Raw genomic sequence first — 17,848 nt, 5'->3', positions numbered from 1 at the left:
TGGGGACGAACTTACGGGACGAACGCCGGGTGCGCCCTCACCCGATGAGCGAGCGCTCGTCCCGACGCAGGTGAGCTGCGTCGGCATACCCCACCTCGGCCGCGGCCGCTGTCCGCGTCCGCCCCGCATCGATGAGGTCTCGTGCGGCCTGCCAGCGCAGAATCTTCGCCAGGTGCTTGGGTCCGTAGCCGAACCATTCCGCGCTCAGCCGGCGCAGCTGCCGCGGTGAATACGCGAACTCCGCGGCCGCCTCGGTGACGGTCTGGGCCGGCGAATTCGAGCGCACATCCAAGGCCCGAGCCAAGGCCATCGGACGCGGATCCAGCATGGCTCGGTCCGTCAGACCGCCGGCCGTGTCGAGCAGCACCCGGGCAGCTCCCGTCACCGAGGCGGCCCCGCCCTCTCCGACAGCGCGAACCTCTGAATGCCGGCCGCCGATGACAGCGTCGAGGGGCGTCACCCGATCGGCCAGCTCCCCCGCCGAGGTGGTCAACAGCTGCGCAAGCACGCCGGAGTCGAATCGCAGGCCCACCGTCGGTGTGGCCGAACCGTGGAACATCCGTGCCGTGGAATCGGCACCGGCGATATGGATCTGCGAATCGATGACAATGAGGTCCATACACCCGTCGGGCACGATGAGCGAGGGAGCTGGAGCATGCACGGCGTCCGGCCCGAAGGCGAGGTTGCCCCGGTCAGGGTCAGCCGCCTCGGTGAGGGAATCGGCCTTGTCGGGAACGGAGACCCACAGGCTCGCCCGCAGGTGCGGGATCCGGGTTTCGCGATACACGGACTCGGCCTCCTGACGCTCTCGGCGGTAAACTCGTCTGTGTTCATCTGGTGCGGGCGGCGCGATCTGCCCCCAGAATAGCGCGCGAATGGCCCCAACAGAGGGCCGCACGACTGAGCTCACGGGAAGGAATGATGGCTGCAGCATCCTCGGCGCCGGTATCGGCGCGCAGGCAGGCTCGCCATGTCACTGTCTTCCTCGATGTCGATGGCGTCCTCAACTCCTACCCGGTGCCCAAGCTGCGCGGCATGGCCGAGGGGCGAAAGAAGCTGCACGCGTGGCACTACGAACTCCACTACCGGCCGTCCGTCGTCGAATTCTTCGACCGCATCGTCGAGACCCATGAGGTCGACGTCGTCTGGCTGTCGACCTGGTCGCAGCGATGCAAGTCCGAGCTCGAACCGAAATTCGGTCTGCGCAACTCCTTCGACGTCATCGAAATGCCCGATGAGACGCACAACCGCTTCGCTCACGATCCGCAGCAGTGGTGGAAGGCCCGTGCCATGGAGGACTGGCTGGCCACCCACGAGCACGGGCGTGCGATCTGGATCGACGACGACCTGGCGTGGCCGGCCACCCGCGAATACTTCCTCAAGCACTACTCACCCAACCGCCTCAAGCTCATCGCCCCGGACTTCGCCCACGGCCTGACGAAAGCCCATCTCAAGGAGATCCGGGAGTTCGCCTACCCCAAGACCGACGCTCCAAGGACCATCGACACCAAGCCCGGCGGACCAAAGACCAAGGCATCGACGACATCCGACCCGAAGGGGACTTCATGACGCGCATCGGCCTGCTCGATTCCGGACTCGGACTCCTCGGCACCGCCGACGCGCTGTTCAACCTCGCCCCCGACGCTGACCTCGTCCTCGCCATGGACCCGGACTTCACCCCGTACGGCAGCCTGAGCACCGAGACCCTCGAACAGCGGGCCCTGCATTCGGCCGGAGTGCTCGCCGAATGGGAACCCGACGCCATCGTCATCGCCTGCAACACCGCCTCGGTGCAGGCCCTCGAGGCCGTCCGCGCCCGCTACGAACCGGCCATCCCCGTCATCGGCACCGTGCCTGCGGTGAAGATGGCCGCCGGCACCGGCCAGGACTTCGCGATCTGGGCGACACCGGCGACCACGGGCAGTGAGTATCAGCAGAACCTCATCGACTCCTTCGCCGCGGACCTGCACGTGGCCAAGATCGCCTGTCCCGGACTGGCCGAGGCCATCAACGCCGCCGATCTGGACAAGATCGACACCGCCATCGAGGATGCCTTCACCCAGATGGGACCAGGAATGGAGACCGTGGTGCTCGGCTGCACCCACTACGGACTCGTCGCCGACCGCATCATGGCTGCCCGAGCCGGAGCCCTCACCGTCTTCGACTCCCCCATGCCGGTGGCCAAACAGACGCTGCGCCGCATCGGCCTCGAACCCGCCGGAGTCGGCGAGGATCAGCCCGGCACCGGACGCGTGCTCGCGACCTTCGCGTCCGGCCGACGCGTCAGCCTCCCCCAGGCCTTGGATGCCTACCCGGCCGGCAAACGACTGCTCGCCCGCGAGGCCTGAGCACCTCCCCTCCGCGTTCCCTCCGAGCCGGGTCTTTCCGCGCCATACCGGCGTAGGATAGACCAGACAGTCAATCGTCAAAGGAGGCGATTCGACATGTTGGCGCTCAGTATCCTCGCCGCACTTGTCGCACTCGGAGCAATCACGCTGGGTAACAGCCTGAAGATCGTCAAGCAGTACGAGCGCGGGGTGGTCTACCGCCTCGGCAGAGTCAACGCCGAGCCCCGTCCGCCCGGAATGACCGCGATCGTCCCCTTCGTCGACAAACTCGAGAAGGTCAACCTCCAGATCGTGACCATGCCGATCCCCGCGCAGGAGGGCATCACCCGCGACAACGTCACCGTCCGCGTCGACGCCGTCATCTATTTCAAGGTCGTCGACCCGCGCAAGGCCGTCGTCGACGTCGAGGACTACCAGCTCGCCGTCGGCCAAGTCGCGCAGACCTCGCTGCGTTCGATCATCGGGCAGAGCGAACTCGACGATCTGCTCACCAACCGCGAGCGCCTCAACCAGGGCCTGGCGATTATGATCGACAGCCCCGCCGTCGACTGGGGCGTCCACATCGATCGCGTCGAGATCAAGGACGTAGCCCTGCCGGAGTCGATGAAGCGCTCCATGTCGCGCCAGGCCGAGGCCGAACGCGAACGTCGCTCCCGCGTCATCATCGCCGATGGTGAGCTGCAGGCATCGAACAAGCTCGCCAAGGCCTCCGAGGCAATGGCCCACACCCCGTCCGCCCTGCAGCTGCGTCTGCTCCAGACCATCGTCGAGGTGGCCGCCGAAAGGAACTCGACCCTGGTCCTGCCCTTCCCCGTCGAGCTCCTGCGCTTCCTCGAGAACAACACCCCGACTGCTCCTACCACCACCGAGGCGGGCGCGAAGTCGACCACGGAAGCAGGAGTCACACCCACCACGGACACCCCCGCCGAGGCGGCCGACCGGTCCGGATCGGACACGACGTCGAGTGCCCCGGCTGACCTCGACGCCATCGTTCAAGCCATGTCCGAATCGCTTAAGCTCACCGGGCTGATGCCCGAGCAGGAGCGTGTCACCTCGGACATGCCGGAGCAGGAGCGGACCACCTCGGATTCGGCCGCACGGTCCGACTCCACCGATCAGGAGGAGCACCTCGGGCACGCCTGAACCGTCGCACCCCGGCCGGCGACCGCCCTGGATCCGCCCACCGACCGCCCCCGGGCGCCGTCTTCAGCGTCTGTCCAAACCGGAGGACTAGGCTGTGGGCATGGACCTCAAGCGCACTGGAAGAACAGTCATCGTCAACGGCGTCATCGCCCTCGTGATGGGTGCGCTGATGATGGTCTGGCCAGGCACCTCCGCCGAGGTGGTCGTGCGGATCTTCGCCTGCTGGCTCGCCGTCATCGCCATCTCCTCCCTCGTCTTCGCACCGCAGGGAGGCCGCACCGGCAGCATGATCACACGCGCGGTCCTGCTCATCCTCCTCGGTGCGCTCATCTTCTTCACCCCGATGCTGTTCGCGTCCATGGTCACCGTGCTGACCGGATTCGCCATCATCTTCTTCAGCTTCCTCGCGCTCACCATGTCCTTCTTCATCCGTCGGATGGGAGTCAGGGCCTGGTGGGCGCTCACCGTCATCGGCGTCCTCGGCATCATCCTCGGCGGCTTCTTCCTCTTCGCACCGGGCGCCGGAGTGACCGCGCTGATCTTCACCCTCGCCGGGTTCATCATCCTCGTCGGCATCGCCCTCATCGCTCTGGGCCGTCGACTGCGCAAGGTCGACAGGCAGATGAAGTCCGACCCGCATCGCAATCGCCCCGATGACAGCGGCGGCGATGTCATCCGCGGGGAGATCATCGACTGACTCCGGCCGCCTCGGCGAGCTTTTCCCCTTTCGACAGAGCCCGGATCCGCACATCTGCGGGTCCGGGCTCTGTCGCGTACCCGCTGTTCACCGATTCACATACGAAAGTCGGCCCGAAGTGGTCATTGTCACAACATGACTTTCCGTCTCCGCCACACCCAAGCGCCCGCCTCCCGCAACGATCCGCCCAAATAGCATCTGACCTGGAACATTGCGTGAACGGAAGGCGAAAAGTACCGAGTGTGCATGAGCATTTCGCACCACTTGGAATCGGAGTTAACCGTGCATTCATCTTCTCCGTAACCTGGCGGTCATCCGCCCTGCGAATCATGGAGGCAGACAGACACTGCCACATCGACTGAAATTCGCGAGGAGAACGAATGACCCAGGTTCTGGCACCGGAGCGCCACACTCCGCCACCTGCCGTCGGCCGCAGCAACGACCGCCTCTGGCATCTGGCCTTCGGCGGCCTGATGGCGATCACCCTCATCGCCTTCACCCTGTGGTCGCTCGACTTCGTGGGCCGGGACGCACCCCGCATGGTGCTCATCACCACGGTCATCTTCGGCGCCTTCATGGCCTTCAACATCGGCGGCAACGATGTCGCCAACGCCTTCGGCACCTCCGTCGGCGCCGGCACCCTGACGATGAAGCAGGCACTGCTCATCGCCGCGGTCTTCGAGGTCAGCGGCGCGCTTCTGGCCGGCGGTGATGTCACCGACACGATCAAGAGCGGAATCGTCGACCTCAGCGGGGTGGCGATCGACCCGATGGACTTCGCGTTCATCATGATGGCGGCCCTCCTCGGCGCGGCAGTGTGGCTGCTGGTAGCGACGCGGATGGGCTGGCCGGTGTCGACGACGCATGCCATCATCGGCGGCATCATCGGTGCATCACTGACGATCGGATTCGTCACCGGCACCGGCGGATTCGCCATGGTGCAGTGGTCCGAGGTCGGCCAGATCGCGATCTCCTGGGTGCTGTCTCCTGCCCTCGGCGGACTCGCCGCGTTCGTCATCTACGGGCTGATCAAGAAATACGTGCTCGGCAAGTCGCTGTCGCACACGCTGAAGCCGCATATGCTCGCCCCGGTCTCCGCAGCCGAGGGATCCGTCGACGCGCAGATCGACGCCGCCGCCGAGGATGCCCCCGCCGAGGGAGGATCGATCGGCACGCACTCGGCCCTGCAGCGGTGGGTTCCCCTCATCGCTGCCGTCGGCGCTGTCATCATCACCGCGATGCTGCTGTTCAAGGGACTGAAGAACCTCGACATGAGCGTGACCACGGTCGGCGGTCTGCTCATCATGGCGATGATCGGCGCGGCCGTGTGGCTAGCAGTGTTCGTCTTCGCCAAGACCCTGCGCAAGCAGACGGTTCCCCGTGCGACCTACATCCTGTTCTCCTGGATGCAGGTGTTCACGGCCTCGGCCTTCGCCTTCAGCCACGGTTCGAACGACATCGCCAACGCCGTCGGCCCCTTCGCCGCCGTCCTCGACGTGCTCCGCACCGACAGCATCAGCGGCGAGGCGAGCGTGCCGTTCGCAGCCATGCTCACCTGCGGCATCGCCCTCATCGTCGGTCTCTGGTTCATCGGCCGCAAGGTCATCGCAACGGTCGGCACGAACCTCACCGAGATCCACCCGGCCTCCGGATTCGCCGCCGAACTCGCTGCCGCGGGAATCGTCATGGCCGCCTCGGTGAGCGGTCTGCCGGTGTCGTCGACGCACATCCTCATCGGTGCGATCATCGGCGTCGGCCTGGTCAACCGTTCGGCAAACTGGAAGCTCATGAAGCCGATCGCATTGGCCTGGATTATCACCCTTCCGGCCGCAGCGGTCATCGGTTCGGTCGGCGTCATCGCCCTGCGCACCATGATGGGCTGACCCACTGACACGAACGCTCACACGCGTTCGCCGGACTCCGTTCGACACACGGCTTCGAACGCATCCCCACCTCCGCCCTGCCGACTTCCACACGAAGTCGGCAGGGCGATTTTCGTCCGAACTCTGGTCTCGGCAAAGCTCCCTGTGCTATCTTGATCGGCATGGGAACATTGAACAGCAGCGCAATGACTGCGCCTTGCTTCTTTATTCGTCACCGCAGCGCCTGACAGCGCGCCTGACGAATTCTTCTGCGATCGGCTGACCGACGACGGTCACCCTGATCTGCTCTGCAAGCGCGTTGTCCTCCCGGAGAGCCATCGGCATCCGGGCGATGCGGCAATCGGCTGATCACTTTCCGATTCCCTGACCACTCCGATCATCATGATCGACCGGGTCTATACGAATCGATCTGACTCACCTTCATTGCGCTGCCTCGGGTGCCTCCATCTTCCTTTTGGAGCACATCCCATTGCGACCCCACACGTCACGACACCGTTCGACACGCAGTCAGTCCCATTCGCTCTCGGCCCCGCGGTCACAGCACGGCGGGCGGCATGAACTCGGCCAGAACTTTCTGCGTTCGCCCACCACTATCGACACGATTGCGAGCCTGGCTCGTTCCACCTCCGGACCGATCATGGAGATCGGTCCCGGGGATGGGGCAGTCACTTCCGAGCTCTACCGGCTCGGTCGAAAGCTCACACTCGTCGAACTCGACGAAACGAGGTTGGATCACCTTGAAGACACGTACCCGCGGGCCGAGGTCCGGCACGCCGACATCCTGACCACCCGGCTCGACCGGCCGGTCATCGTCGGCAATCTGCCGTTCCACCTCACCACCCCCATCCTCCGCAAACTGCTGCGTTCCGGGCGCTGGCAGCGGGCGATCCTGCTCACCCAATGGGAAGTGGCCCGCAAACGCGCAGGCATCGGCGGATCGACCATGATGACCGCGCAATGGACCCCATGGTTCGACTTCCGCCTCGTCACCCGCGTCCCCGCCGACGCGTTCACCCCGAAGCCCAGCGTCGATGGCGGCATCCTCACCATCGATCGCTGTCCCACCGGATCGATTCCAGACAATGCTCGATCCGAATATCAACAGTTCGTCCGTTCGGTCTTCACCGGTCGCGGGCGAGGAATGAAAGGAATCCTCTCGAAGATGAGCATCACCGATCATCGCACTCTGCAATCGACCATGGACCGCAACGACATCAGAGGAGACACATTGCCCAAAGACCTCACCCCCGCCCAGTGGACCGGACTGTTCACCGAACTGGTCACCGAAACAGATCAGAAGAATGCGAAGAAGGGAAAGACCATGCGAAACAGCAAAGCACCCAAACAGAACCCCGTCACCGAGGCGGCCCCGCAGACACCGTTGATCACTGGGGAGATGCCCATCGTCGGCGCCAAACCGGCGACCGAGAAGCTGCAGGCTTCCATCCCGGGCACCGATCCGAAGGCGAAGAGCCATGACAAGGGTCATCTGCAGGCCGAACGCGGTTTCATGAATCAGCATCAGAAACCGCAGCAGCCCCAGCCGAGGTGGAACCTGCCGCGCAGGTGAGTCTCCGATGCTCCGGTCCGACGTTTCCCCGTCGGACCGGGGCGTTGTCCGGCCCGTGCTCCTCCATGCCGATGCGCCGACGGACCACGACACCGGCGGCTCCTCCGTCTTCTCCGGAAGTTCATCTTCGCCGACTGCCGGCGCTCGTAGACTGAAAACAGCAGGTCCACGCACTGCGCATTCGGTCGAGAGGTCAGCCGGAATGGACAATGAACACGGCACTCACATCAGACGCTTCATCAATGGGTGGTGTCCTGGCTGCGAAGAGAGCAGCAGCCTGACGCCGGGTCGACTCAATTCCGACGGGACTATCGAATTCCGCACCTGTGTCGACTGTGGGGAAACCGTCGAGGACCACGATCCTCGATACTGGTCATCGGCCGCCGACGCCGATGAAGAAGGACTCGTCTAGATTCCTCCTCCGCCGGCCACGGAGGTCACCAACGCAAAGGTCGTGTCAGACCCTCCGTCTACACTGAAATCACGTTCGCGAGCTGTGGCCATCGGTACCTGGCCGGCCACACGGCAACCCGTCATCGACCGGGTGCCCCAGGGGAAGAACGGGCCCGCGTCGACCGCTCGGGCAAGCTTCGATCCGGGTCAGCGCTGCGCAGGCGCGCCCGAGAAGGACGGTTTGCCATGTCCGCAGACTTCAACGACTCCGCCGACTCCCACAACCACTCCGAGAACCGCCGCAGGGCCGCCGAACAGTGGCCGGGCTTCGAACCCGAGGTTGCCCTGCACTGGTCGAAAGTTCTCCTCCACCACTCCCCTGACCCGCAACGCGCCGGCATCAAAGCTCAGATGAGTTCGGCGATCAAACGGGGCATTCCGATTGCCGGACCCGGCTGGGTGAGCACTGCCGATGCTGCTCGCAGTGATGGCTTCACACCGGTGCTCTATCAGACCCTGTTCGACACGCTGCAATCCATTCCCAGAACGGCATTTCGGTCCCACCCGGGGCATCGGCAGAACAGGCACGGAACCTACCTGCCCGGCACCCCGTATGAATCAGAACTCTGGTGCGACTGGCCGAAGCTCTTCCTCGTCGAAGGTTTCGACGCTCACGCAGCCACGACGCTGACCCTGCTGCGCGCTGAACCGAAGTTCCCACGCCCGCGAAGCAACAACTGAGCAGAGGGTCTCTGACCTCACCGAACCCAAACACCACTGCCGGTCGGATCAACAGATCCGACTCGGTCAACTCGCCGAGGAAGCCACGTCCAGATACACGGCCGCGGCGAGCGCGGAGTCGAGCGTCTCCTGCTTCCCTCCGATGTCCACGGTCACGGCTTCATCGGTGCGATCGACGACGTCGAGCGCGACATCGGGCAGCACCCCCGCCTCGGCGAGCTTCCCGAGAACAACAGGATCAGCATCGGAGACCCTCAGCACCGCATAGGATCCGGCGGCCGCCTCGGCGAGAAGGGTCGGAATATGGGAATCGACGGCACCGTCGGCACCCGGAATGGGATCGCCGTGCGGGTCGGACGTCGGGTGGCCGAGGAACGCGTCGATGCGGTCGATGAGCCGATCGGAGGCTGCATGCTCGAGGATCTCGGCCTCGTCATGAACCTCGTCCCAGCCGTAGCCGAGCGACATCACGAGGAACGTCTCGATGAGCCGGTGCCTGCGCACCATCGACAGGGCGATCGCCTTGCCCTGCTCGGTGAGCACCGGTGGCTTATATGGGACGCGAGTGATGAGACCGAGTTCGTCGAGACGCTTGAGCACCTCGGTGACATTGGCCTTCGTCGTGCCGAATCGGTTCGCAAGTTCGGTGGCCGTCATCGGGTCGCCGCCCCATTCCTGAGCCGACCAGATGGCCTTGAGGTAGTCCTGACTGACCTCGGAGACTTCACCTGCACGCATGCCCCCCAGTATCCCATGGACGCGTCACCGCGCGTCGACACTTCACCCGAAGTGGGCGATCGGACACAGATGTTCCCAAACGATTACCACCGACCCACCCCATCGCCGAGGCGGCCCTGCCAGAATCACATTCATGACCTCCCACTCCCTCCCCTCCGACTCGGTTCACCCAACCGACAACGCCGACCAAACAGGGTCGGTTCGGCCCGCCATCCCCGACGGCCCCTCCCTCACAGACGGCTGGTCCCCGTTCCGTGCGCTCCGCCGCTGGGCGAAGGCCCGCAAGCCGGCATCCCGACCAACAGCACGGCGAGGGCCGACGACCCCGGACAACCCGCGAGCACGATCAGATGGAATCAACGCAACCGGCCTGTTCCGCCCCGGCGAGATCGAATACGTGCGGCTGCGGAGCCTGCCGCCGTTCGACACCGATCTGCTCATCCTCACCGACCAACGGATCATGCGGGTGCGCACCGATGCTCAGGGCTCCATCGCCCAGCTCTCGGAGGCGGCCGCTCGGCAGGTCGGCGCCGTTCGAGCAGAGGATTTCCGCGGACGCGCGACCGTGACCGTGGAGCTGCACGTCGGATCGTCGATGCGGCTGGAGGAGACCATCCCCACCGAGGCGCAGCGATTCGTCGACACTCTCACCGAGGTGGCCGCTCGCTCCCGGGCATGATCCCTTCCACCCTTCGGGCCCGTTCGAACCGGCTCCCGTGCCCGGCCCGGCTGGACAACCCGGCAGCTTAGTCAACTTCCTGAAAAGAGGGGGTGCTGTCTTTGTGAAAATCCTCCAACCGTAGAATAGATCGGGCCCATTTTCGGGCCCAGTCCACTTTTGTCTACCGGAGGTCGATGCGTGCAGGATCCGAACGAAGAGAAGTTGAAGCGCCCAGTCGTCGAGCGTGAGCGATTCGGCGGTACCGACCGAGCTACGAGAATCAGCAGGGACGTCGACCCCGAGAAGCGCGCTCCGATCGACAGCACGGAGATGAGCAAGGGCCCGGAGGAGCTCTCCGACGAACGCGGTTCCCGGGTCAACTGGCGAGTCTTCATCGTCGCCTCTCTCATCATCCTCGCGTTCTCCGTGTGGGCGATGATGATGCCCGACTCGGCTCAGTCGACCATGAAGACGGCTGTGGACTGGATCGCAGAGAACCTCGGTTGGTTCTATGTCGTCACCGTCACCGTCGTCATCGGCTTCGTCCTCTGGGTGGCACTGTCCAAGGAAGGCGGCGTCAGGCTCGGCCCGGACCACTCCCGCCCGCAGTACAACCTCTTCACTTGGGTCGCGATGCTCTTCGCCGCAGGCGTCGGCATCGACATGCTCTTCTACTCGGTGACCGGACCGATCACCCAGTACCTCCACCCGGTCAATGCCTCCCCCGAATCGGCGGCAGCCGCTCAGGACGCCGTCGTGTGGACGATGTTCCACTACGGCATCGCCGGCTGGTCGATGTATTCGCTGCTCGGCATGGCGATGGGCTACTTCGCCTACCGCTGGGGCATGCCCCTGTCGATCCGTGCGGTCCTCTACCCGCTGCTGGGCAAGCGCGTGCGCGGAACCACCGGTGATGTCATCGACATCTTCGCCCTCGTCGGCACCGTCTTCGGCGTGGCCACCTCGATGGGCATCGGCGTCGTCCTGCTCAACGTCGGGTTCGCCACTCTCTTCGGTCTCGAAACCGGGCTGGCCCTGCAGATCGCGCTCGTCATCGTGGCAGTCGTCATGACCGTCGCCGCCTGCACCTCTGGCGTGGACAAGGGCATCCGCCTCGTCTCCGAACTCAACCTCTGGTCGTGTGCGGCGATGATGCTCTACATCCTCGTCACCGGCAAGACCGCCTTCCTGCTCAACGCCATGGTCGAGAACATCGGCCGCTTCATCTTCACCCTGCCCGAACGCACGCTGTCGACGTTCGCCTATGTCGACGGCGGCTCCGAATGGATGGGCGGCTGGACCCTGTTCTTCTGGGCCTTCTGGCTCGCCTGGGGTCCTTTCGTCGGGCTGTTCCTCGCCCGCATCTCCCGCGGCCGCACGCTGCGTGAGTTCGTCATCGCTGCGATCACTGCCCCCGTGATCTGCGACTTCATCATCGTCACGATCTTCGGCAACTCGGCCCTGTCCGAGGTCTTCAACGGCAACGACGAGTTCGCGAAGACGGCCATCGCCTCCCCGGAACAGGGCTGGTACGACCTACTCGAGATGTTCCCGGGAGCGACGTTCCTCATCGGCCTGGCCACTCTGTCCGGACTGCTTTTCTACCTCACGAGTGCGAACTCCGGTGCCATGGTGATGTCGAACTTCTCCTCCTCGATTCCGAATCCGGAAGAGGACGGAGCCAAGTGGCTGCGCATCTTCTGGGCCCTGGTCACGGCAGTGCTCACAATCGCCATGCTCGTCGCCGGCGGCGTGACGACGATGGAGTACGCAACGCTGATCTTCGCCCTGCCGGTGACGATCATTGCCTACCTAGTCATGGCCTCGTTCTCGAAGGTGCTGCGCATGGAGCGCGCCGAACGCGAAGGCCGGACCCGTCGTCGCCGCACCACGGCCGCCCACGGTGGACGTGCTCCGGAGAAGACCTGGCGTCAGCGGCTGGCGACCCTTCGCTCCTACCCGACGAAGAAGTCCGTCGAACGCTTCGTCGCTGAGGTGGTCGGACCGTCCCTGGAAGCCGTATCCAAGGAGTTCCGCGAACTCGGCTACACCGTCGAACACATCCAGACCCTCGATGAAGACACCGAGATCACGACGAACACGCTCAATGTCGACATGGGCGAGCAGCGCGACTTCCACTACGAGGCCGCAGCCATCGAGGCGAATGTGCCGTCATTCGGTGCCCGCAACGCCCCACGAGGTGACGACAAGTACTTCCGTATCGAGGTCTTCACGCAGACCGGTTCGGAAGGATACGACCTCATGGGTCTGAGCTCACAGCAGATCATCGATGACGTGCTCGACCGGTACGAGAACCATCTGTCGTTCCTCGCCTACTCGCACGAGCACTCGTTCCAGTCGGTCGTCACTCCGCCGACACCGCCGACCACGGATTCGATTCCGGCGGTGCCCACTGAAGCCGACGATGTCGAGGACCTCGAGGAACCGAAGCACTGAGTGAAACCCCTCGCCGAGGCGGCCGTGCCCACCCGTGCACAGCCGCCTCGGTGAGGGATGCGTCCAGAAGGAGCGGTGACCGACACGGTCACCGCTCCTTACTTATTCGCTGCCACGCAACGGATCCGGAACATCTCAGCGCCCCGGGTTCGCAGAGTTCCTGCGAGGATAGAGGCATGACAAGGGACAGACGCTCCAAGGGCAGTGCGCTCGTATTCGGGATCGGGTTCGCCGTCTTCGCCTCGGTTCCGTTCTTCCTCGCCAATGCCGGTCTCAACCCGCTGCGCAACACTCTGCTTTGGGAAATCGACCCAGATCGGGCGCCGAGCATCGGTGCGGCAGCGTTGTTCCTGCTCTCAGCCCTCGCCGCTTTCGCCTTCTACGAGGACAAACCGCCGGCAGGGAGCAGCCGCGCCCGTGCGCAACTGGCCGAGGATCCCCATGGGGTGAAACGCAGACAGCCGCCCACCGCCTTTGTCCGCAGCCCCTGGCATCGGGTGTTCGCCGTCGGACCGGTGTGGGCCGTCTGCGGAGTCATCGCCGCCTTCATCTGGCACGCCTTCGCGAAGGACTCCGGAATTCCGGGCACCGTCTGGGGCGACTTCACCGCCTCCCCGCTGCCGGCCATCGCTGTGCTGTTCGGGCTGTGGGCCACGGTGAACTTCAGCCTCGCGCTCGGCGCGATCGCCGATGCCTTCCACCGCACCCTCTGGGCGATCTTCCTCGTCGTCTCGGTGCTCATCGTGATTCTGGCGATCACCATCGGCGTCGTGGCCTCGAACGTCTTCACGATGTCACCGGTCGCGGCTCTGGCTGTGACCGCCGTCTGCCTCCTCATCACCACGGCGGCCCTCATCCCAGCCCGCCTGTTCGCCGGCGCCCGAGCCCGTGTCACCAACCGGATCGATGCCGCCCATGAAACTCGACTGCAGTCGCTGCTGACAGCCCTCGCCCCGGGTGAGAACCTCATGCTCCACTTCGCCGACAGGGAGAACCCTGCCGGGCAGATGCTCGCCGCCACGAACCAGCGGCTTCTCCTGGCCGCACCCACCAGCACCGGAACCGGACCCACTAGACCGGGACAGGTCCGCATCCTCGACCAGGCTCATCCCGGCCAGCTGCACGGAGCCAGCACCAAGTTCCGCCCGGCCGGGCACACCACCTCGGTGCACTTCCGGGACCGCCCGGACATGGAATTCATCGGCGGGGATCCGAGCGAGGCAGACAAGTTCGCCGAAGCGCTCACCTCTCTGGCCACGACCGGACGTCTTCCGCAGGAGGAGGATACTTAAGCCATGGACCTCAGCCAGGTGGTCGCTCTGCTCACCGCCGGCGACTACACAATCTCCCGCGAGATCATCCAGCGCGGCTTCGGCGTGCTCTTCCTCATCGCCTTCGCCTCCGCGTTCAACCAGTTCCCGGCTCTCCTCGGCGAACGGGGACTCACCCCTGCTCCGCGCTTCATCGCTCTGACCTCGGCCCGGCAGGCGCCGACGATCTTCCGCTGGAAGCGGTTTGCGTATTCGGACCGACGACTGCGCCTCGTCTGCGTAATCGGAATGGTCCTGGCCGCCTCGGCGATCATCGGTCTGCCCCAAGCCGGCCCCGCATGGGTGCCGATTCCGGTGTTCTTAGGCATGTGGGCGCTGTATTTCTCGATCGTGTCGATCGGGCAGCGCTTCTACGGCTTCGGTTGGGAATCGCTGCTGCTCGAAGCCGGGTTCCTCATCGGCTTCCTCGGCTCCCACGATGTGGCCCCGACGTGGGCGATGATCCTGCTGTTGCGCTGGTTCGTCATCCGCATCGAATTCGGTGCCGGAATGATCAAGATGCGCGGGGATTCGTCCTGGCGGGACCTCACCGCGATGGACTACCACCACCAGACCCAGCCGATGCCGAACCCGCTCTCCCGGCGCGCGCACCTCATGCCCGGCTGGTGGCACAAGGCTGAGACCTTGGGCAGCCATATCGTCCAACTCGCCGCGCCGTGGCTTCTGTTCCTGCCCCAGCCGATCGCATCGTTCGCCGCTGTCGCGATCATCATCACCCAACTCGCGCTCGTGGTCAGCGGCAACTATGCGTGGCTGAATTGGGCGACGATCCTGCTCGCCTGCTCCGGCATCAGCGACACGTTCTTCCGCTGGATCGTCGGCGGCCCGTTCCCCGAATGGGGGTGGAGTTCCATCACCGATCCCACCACCACCGAGGCGGCCGACCCCGCACCCACCACCGCGCCGGTCGAGGCGCTGCCGGTCTGGTGGCTGATCGTCGTCCTCGTATTCGTCGTATGGCAGGCGTGGCTGAATGTGCCAGCGCTGCGCAACCTCTTCTCACCGAATCAGCTGATGAACGCGAGCTTCAATCGGCTCGGGCTCGGCAACGCCTACGGCGCTTTCGGATCGATGACCGAGACCCGCAACGAGATCATCATCGAAGGGTGGATCGCACCCGAGGACAGCAGCGCCGATCGCGGCGCGGATGCGGGTGGCGACACTGACGGCGCGGCTGCTATCGACGACGGCTGGCGCGAGTATCGGTTCAAGGGCAAACCCGGTGATGTCTGCCGCCGCGGACCGATCGTCGCTCCTTATCATCTGCGCCTCGATTGGCTCATGTGGTTCGCCGCGCTCGGCGACTACCGACAGACCTGGTTCACCGCACTGCTGCGCGCGATCGGCTCCGGTGATGCGCAGATCCGCAGACTGATGGGCCTCGACCCCTTCGACGGTGCCGCACCGGACCTCATCCGTGTCCGCGTCTTCACCTACCGCTATGCCACCCGCGCCGAACGGCAGGCGGCCGCCGCAGCCGGAGAACCGAAACCGTGGTGGGTGCGTTCGGACCCGCGAATCCTCGTTCGGCCGATAGACTTGCGACAGAGCTGACCGACGATGCGCGCACTGAAGAACTGACCATCCATGAGCACCCACAAGCGGGCACTGTCCCACGGACTGACCGGCGCTTTCGCCCTCAGCGCCGTGGCGACTGTGGTGTTCTTCGTCGTCAACACCGGCTTGGCACACGCATCCAGCTCATCGGACGTCGTCATCGATGCTGCGGCGGCCGGACCGCTGACCTTCGCTTTCATCGGACTCATCACCTTCGTCTCAATCATCTTCTTCACAGGATCCGACCGCGGCGAAGGACTCGAATCCGAACTGAACGGAGCCCCACGCGGATCGCTCACCCTCTTCACCCGCGACCCGCTCATCGCTGTCACGAGCATCGGACCGCTGTTCGGGCTGTGCTTCAGTCTGGCTGCGCTCCTGTGGCACTCTTTCGCATCCGTACCCGGTGCTCCCGGAACCGTATGGGGTGACTTCACGAACTCGCCCCTGCCGTTCTTCGCCTTGTGCGCGGCAGCCATCGCCTCGACGAACTTCGGTCTGGCGATGGCTGGAATCACGGTGGCGGTGCGCAGCCGCACCGGCATGGCGCTCTGGCTCGTGGCCGGCAACGTCATCCTCGGCATGGGGGCCGGGGCACTGTTCGCCTGGCTCTCTTTCGCGAACACGGTCATCGCCGCGGCAGTCACCGTGCCGCTGGCAGCGATCTCCGTCATCATTCTGCTCGGAGCCCGCCGGATGACCCTCAGCAGCACCGGCGAGGAGAAACTCTCCGCGCGAGCCCGCCGCCGTGGGCCGACCCCGCCGCCCTATGACGCCCTCGACCGGGATGAGTCCGTGTGGCTGAAGATCGGCAACAACAATCCGCGCGGTGCCGAATACCTCCTCGTCACACCTTCCCGCCTGATCCACACCCGCCCGACCACCTCAGGAAATACGGAGATCATCGACGAGGCGGCACCGAATCAGTTGGTCGGGGCGAGCACTCGAGTCGATCACGGGTATGCAACCGCCGTTGTGCAGTTCCGGGATCGACCGGCTTTCCGCCTGCACGGCACCGACCCCGAGGAGGCCGCCGAGTTCGCGCGCAGGCTCACCGTCCTCGCCCGGTCGGGGATCCTCCCCGACTGACGAGCCGCCTCGGCGAGGTGATTCTCCGTTCCACAAGGACACGTCGGTGACCTCGGAACTGCGAGCCGCCTCGGCGAAGGTCCATCGCAACACCACCCTCCACACTCCTCCGTCAGCGGAATGGACCGCCGTTCCGGCAGTGCCCAACGACTTGGCTTTCCTCAGCTCAGGGCATAAAGTTAACGTACCTTAACTTTTATTCGGGACCCCCGACGACAAGGAGCCCCTCGTGTCTGAGCACAGCAATTCCACCACCGCCGCCGACGCCGCATCTGCACCCGGAAACGCCCCCACCGGGCACCCGATTTCTCGCTCTCGTCGCGGACTCACTGCCGCCCTGGCCGCGGCCCTTCCCCTCGGTCTGGCCGCCTGCGGCAGCGCCGCGACGGCCGAGGACGCCGGCGACAAACCGGTCGTGCTCACGACCTTCACGGTGCTCGCCGATATTGCGGACAATGTCGCGGGCGAGCACCTCGAGGTCGAGTCGATCACGAAGGCCGGGGCCGAGATCCACGGCTACGAACCCACTCCCGGCGACATCCGCAAGGCTGCGAAGGCCGATCTCGTACTCGACAACGGGCTCAACCTCGAGCAGTGGTTCTCTCAGTTCGTCGACGAGGTCGACGTCCCTCACACCGTCGTCAGCGAGGGGGTCGACGAGCTCTCGATCACCGAGGACGCCTACGCCGGCAAACCCAACCCGCACGCCTGGATGAGCCCGCTCAACGTCCAGATCTACGCCGAGAACATGGCCCGCGCCTTCGCCGACCTCGACCCGGACCACGCCGATGACTTCACTGCCAACGCGAAGTACTACAGCGAACAGCTGCAGACGGTGCAGGACGACCTCGTCGAGGACCTCTCCACGCTGTCGAAGTCCCAACGGGCGCTGGTCACCTGCGAAGGAGCGTTCTCCTACCTCGCACGCGATGCCGGACTGAGAGAGAAGTACATCTGGCCGGTCAATGCCGAATCGCAGGCGACACCGGGCCAGATCACCTCGGCGATCGATTTCGTCGAGGACAACGATGTGCCCGCAGTCTTCTGCGAATCCACGGTCTCCCAGGCGCCGATGGATCGGGTCGTCGAAGCCACCGAGGCCGAATTCGGCGGCACGCTCTACGTCGATTCGCTGTCCGAGGCCGATGGCCCCGTGCCCACTTACCTCGACCTCATCCGCCACGACGCGCAGGTCATCGCCGAGGCCCTGACCGGGAGCGAATCGTGAGTTCTGCAGCTC

14 protein-coding genes, 1 pseudogene and 1 riboswitch are annotated in these 17,848 nt (G+C 64.9%); of the genes and pseudogenes, 13 read left to right on the top strand and 2 right to left on the bottom strand.

Going from position 1 to position 17,848, the window contains the following annotated elements; translation table 11 throughout:
- Positions 1 to 37: 37 nt before the first annotated feature.
- Positions 38 to 787, bottom strand: a complete 750-nt coding sequence (locus KTJ89_RS15310; RefSeq protein WP_259358354.1) for an AraC family transcriptional regulator — start codon at positions 785 to 787, stop codon at positions 38 to 40.
- 134 nt (positions 788 to 921) lie between these two features.
- Between KTJ89_RS15310 and KTJ89_RS15305 the strand changes: the two genes are divergently transcribed.
- The 7 genes and pseudogenes from KTJ89_RS15305 to KTJ89_RS15275 all read left to right on the top strand — a co-directional run bounded on the left by KTJ89_RS15305 (position 922) and on the right by KTJ89_RS15275 (position 8,775).
- Positions 922 to 1,569, top strand: coding sequence for an HAD domain-containing protein (locus tag KTJ89_RS15305; protein WP_259358353.1), 648 nt, complete (start codon positions 922 to 924; stop codon positions 1,567 to 1,569).
- A complete protein-coding gene (locus tag KTJ89_RS15300) occupies positions 1,566 to 2,348 on the top strand; it encodes a glutamate racemase (RefSeq protein ID WP_259358352.1) in 783 nt (260 codons plus the stop codon). The genes KTJ89_RS15305 and KTJ89_RS15300 overlap by 4 nt, the downstream gene beginning before the upstream one ends.
- A gap of 96 nt (positions 2,349 to 2,444) precedes the next feature.
- Positions 2,445 to 3,491 carry a slipin family protein gene (locus KTJ89_RS15295; RefSeq protein ID WP_259358351.1) on the top strand — a complete coding sequence of 349 codons (1,047 nt, stop codon included), beginning with the start codon at positions 2,445 to 2,447 and terminating at the stop codon, positions 3,489 to 3,491.
- Between the two features lie 100 nt (positions 3,492 to 3,591).
- Positions 3,592 to 4,188: an HdeD family acid-resistance protein gene (locus KTJ89_RS15290; protein WP_259358350.1), complete on the top strand. Its 597-nt coding sequence runs from the start codon at positions 3,592 to 3,594 to the stop codon at positions 4,186 to 4,188.
- A gap of 380 nt (positions 4,189 to 4,568) precedes the next feature.
- Positions 4,569 to 6,071: an inorganic phosphate transporter gene (locus KTJ89_RS15285; RefSeq protein WP_139469424.1), complete on the top strand. Its 1,503-nt coding sequence runs from the start codon at positions 4,569 to 4,571 to the stop codon at positions 6,069 to 6,071.
- A gap of 574 nt (positions 6,072 to 6,645) precedes the next feature.
- Positions 6,646 to 7,341, top strand: a pseudogene (erm, locus tag KTJ89_RS15280) (23S ribosomal RNA methyltransferase Erm); the annotation flags it as partial.
- Between the two features lie 785 nt (positions 7,342 to 8,126).
- A riboswitch (SAM riboswitch) is annotated at positions 8,127 to 8,237 on the top strand.
- A gap of 43 nt (positions 8,238 to 8,280) precedes the next feature.
- Entirely contained in the window at positions 8,281 to 8,775 is a 495-nt protein-coding gene (locus KTJ89_RS15275; RefSeq protein ID WP_259358349.1) for a hypothetical protein, read from the top strand.
- 66 nt (positions 8,776 to 8,841) lie between these two features.
- Here KTJ89_RS15275 and KTJ89_RS15270 read toward each other — a convergent pair whose 3' ends face one another.
- Positions 8,842 to 9,513 carry a metal-dependent transcriptional regulator gene (locus tag KTJ89_RS15270; protein WP_259358348.1) on the bottom strand — a complete coding sequence of 224 codons (672 nt, stop codon included), beginning with the start codon at positions 9,511 to 9,513 and terminating at the stop codon, positions 8,842 to 8,844.
- A 133-nt stretch (positions 9,514 to 9,646) separates the two neighbouring features.
- Between KTJ89_RS15270 and KTJ89_RS15265 the strand changes: the two genes are divergently transcribed.
- From KTJ89_RS15265 to KTJ89_RS15240, 6 genes are all read left to right on the top strand, one after another.
- Positions 9,647 to 10,192, top strand: coding sequence for a hypothetical protein (locus tag KTJ89_RS15265; RefSeq protein WP_259358347.1), 546 nt, complete (start codon positions 9,647 to 9,649; stop codon positions 10,190 to 10,192).
- Between the two features lie 180 nt (positions 10,193 to 10,372).
- Positions 10,373 to 12,631 (top strand): choline BCCT transporter BetT, encoded by a 2,259-nt coding sequence (gene betT, locus KTJ89_RS15260; RefSeq protein ID WP_139906710.1) that lies wholly within the window; start codon positions 10,373 to 10,375, stop codon positions 12,629 to 12,631.
- A gap of 176 nt (positions 12,632 to 12,807) precedes the next feature.
- Positions 12,808 to 13,923: a hypothetical protein gene (locus tag KTJ89_RS15255; RefSeq protein ID WP_259358346.1), complete on the top strand. Its 1,116-nt coding sequence runs from the start codon at positions 12,808 to 12,810 to the stop codon at positions 13,921 to 13,923.
- Between the two features lie 3 nt (positions 13,924 to 13,926).
- Positions 13,927 to 15,516 (top strand): lipase maturation factor family protein, encoded by a 1,590-nt coding sequence (locus KTJ89_RS15250; RefSeq protein WP_259358345.1) that lies wholly within the window; start codon positions 13,927 to 13,929, stop codon positions 15,514 to 15,516.
- Positions 15,517 to 15,549: 33 nt separating this feature from the next.
- Entirely contained in the window at positions 15,550 to 16,608 is a 1,059-nt protein-coding gene (locus KTJ89_RS15245; RefSeq protein WP_259358344.1) for a hypothetical protein, read from the top strand.
- Between the two features lie 304 nt (positions 16,609 to 16,912).
- Positions 16,913 to 17,836, top strand: coding sequence for a metal ABC transporter substrate-binding protein (locus tag KTJ89_RS15240; RefSeq protein ID WP_172172813.1), 924 nt, complete (start codon positions 16,913 to 16,915; stop codon positions 17,834 to 17,836).
- The last annotated feature ends 12 nt before the right edge of the window (positions 17,837 to 17,848 follow it).

Origin of the sequence: Brevibacterium sediminis, from assembly GCF_024895295.1 — a bacterium.
GTDB lineage: Bacteria > Actinomycetota > Actinomycetes > Actinomycetales > Brevibacteriaceae > Brevibacterium > Brevibacterium sediminis.
The sequence above is the reverse complement of the archived record's forward strand: the minus strand, read 5'-3'. Positions and strand labels throughout refer to the sequence as shown.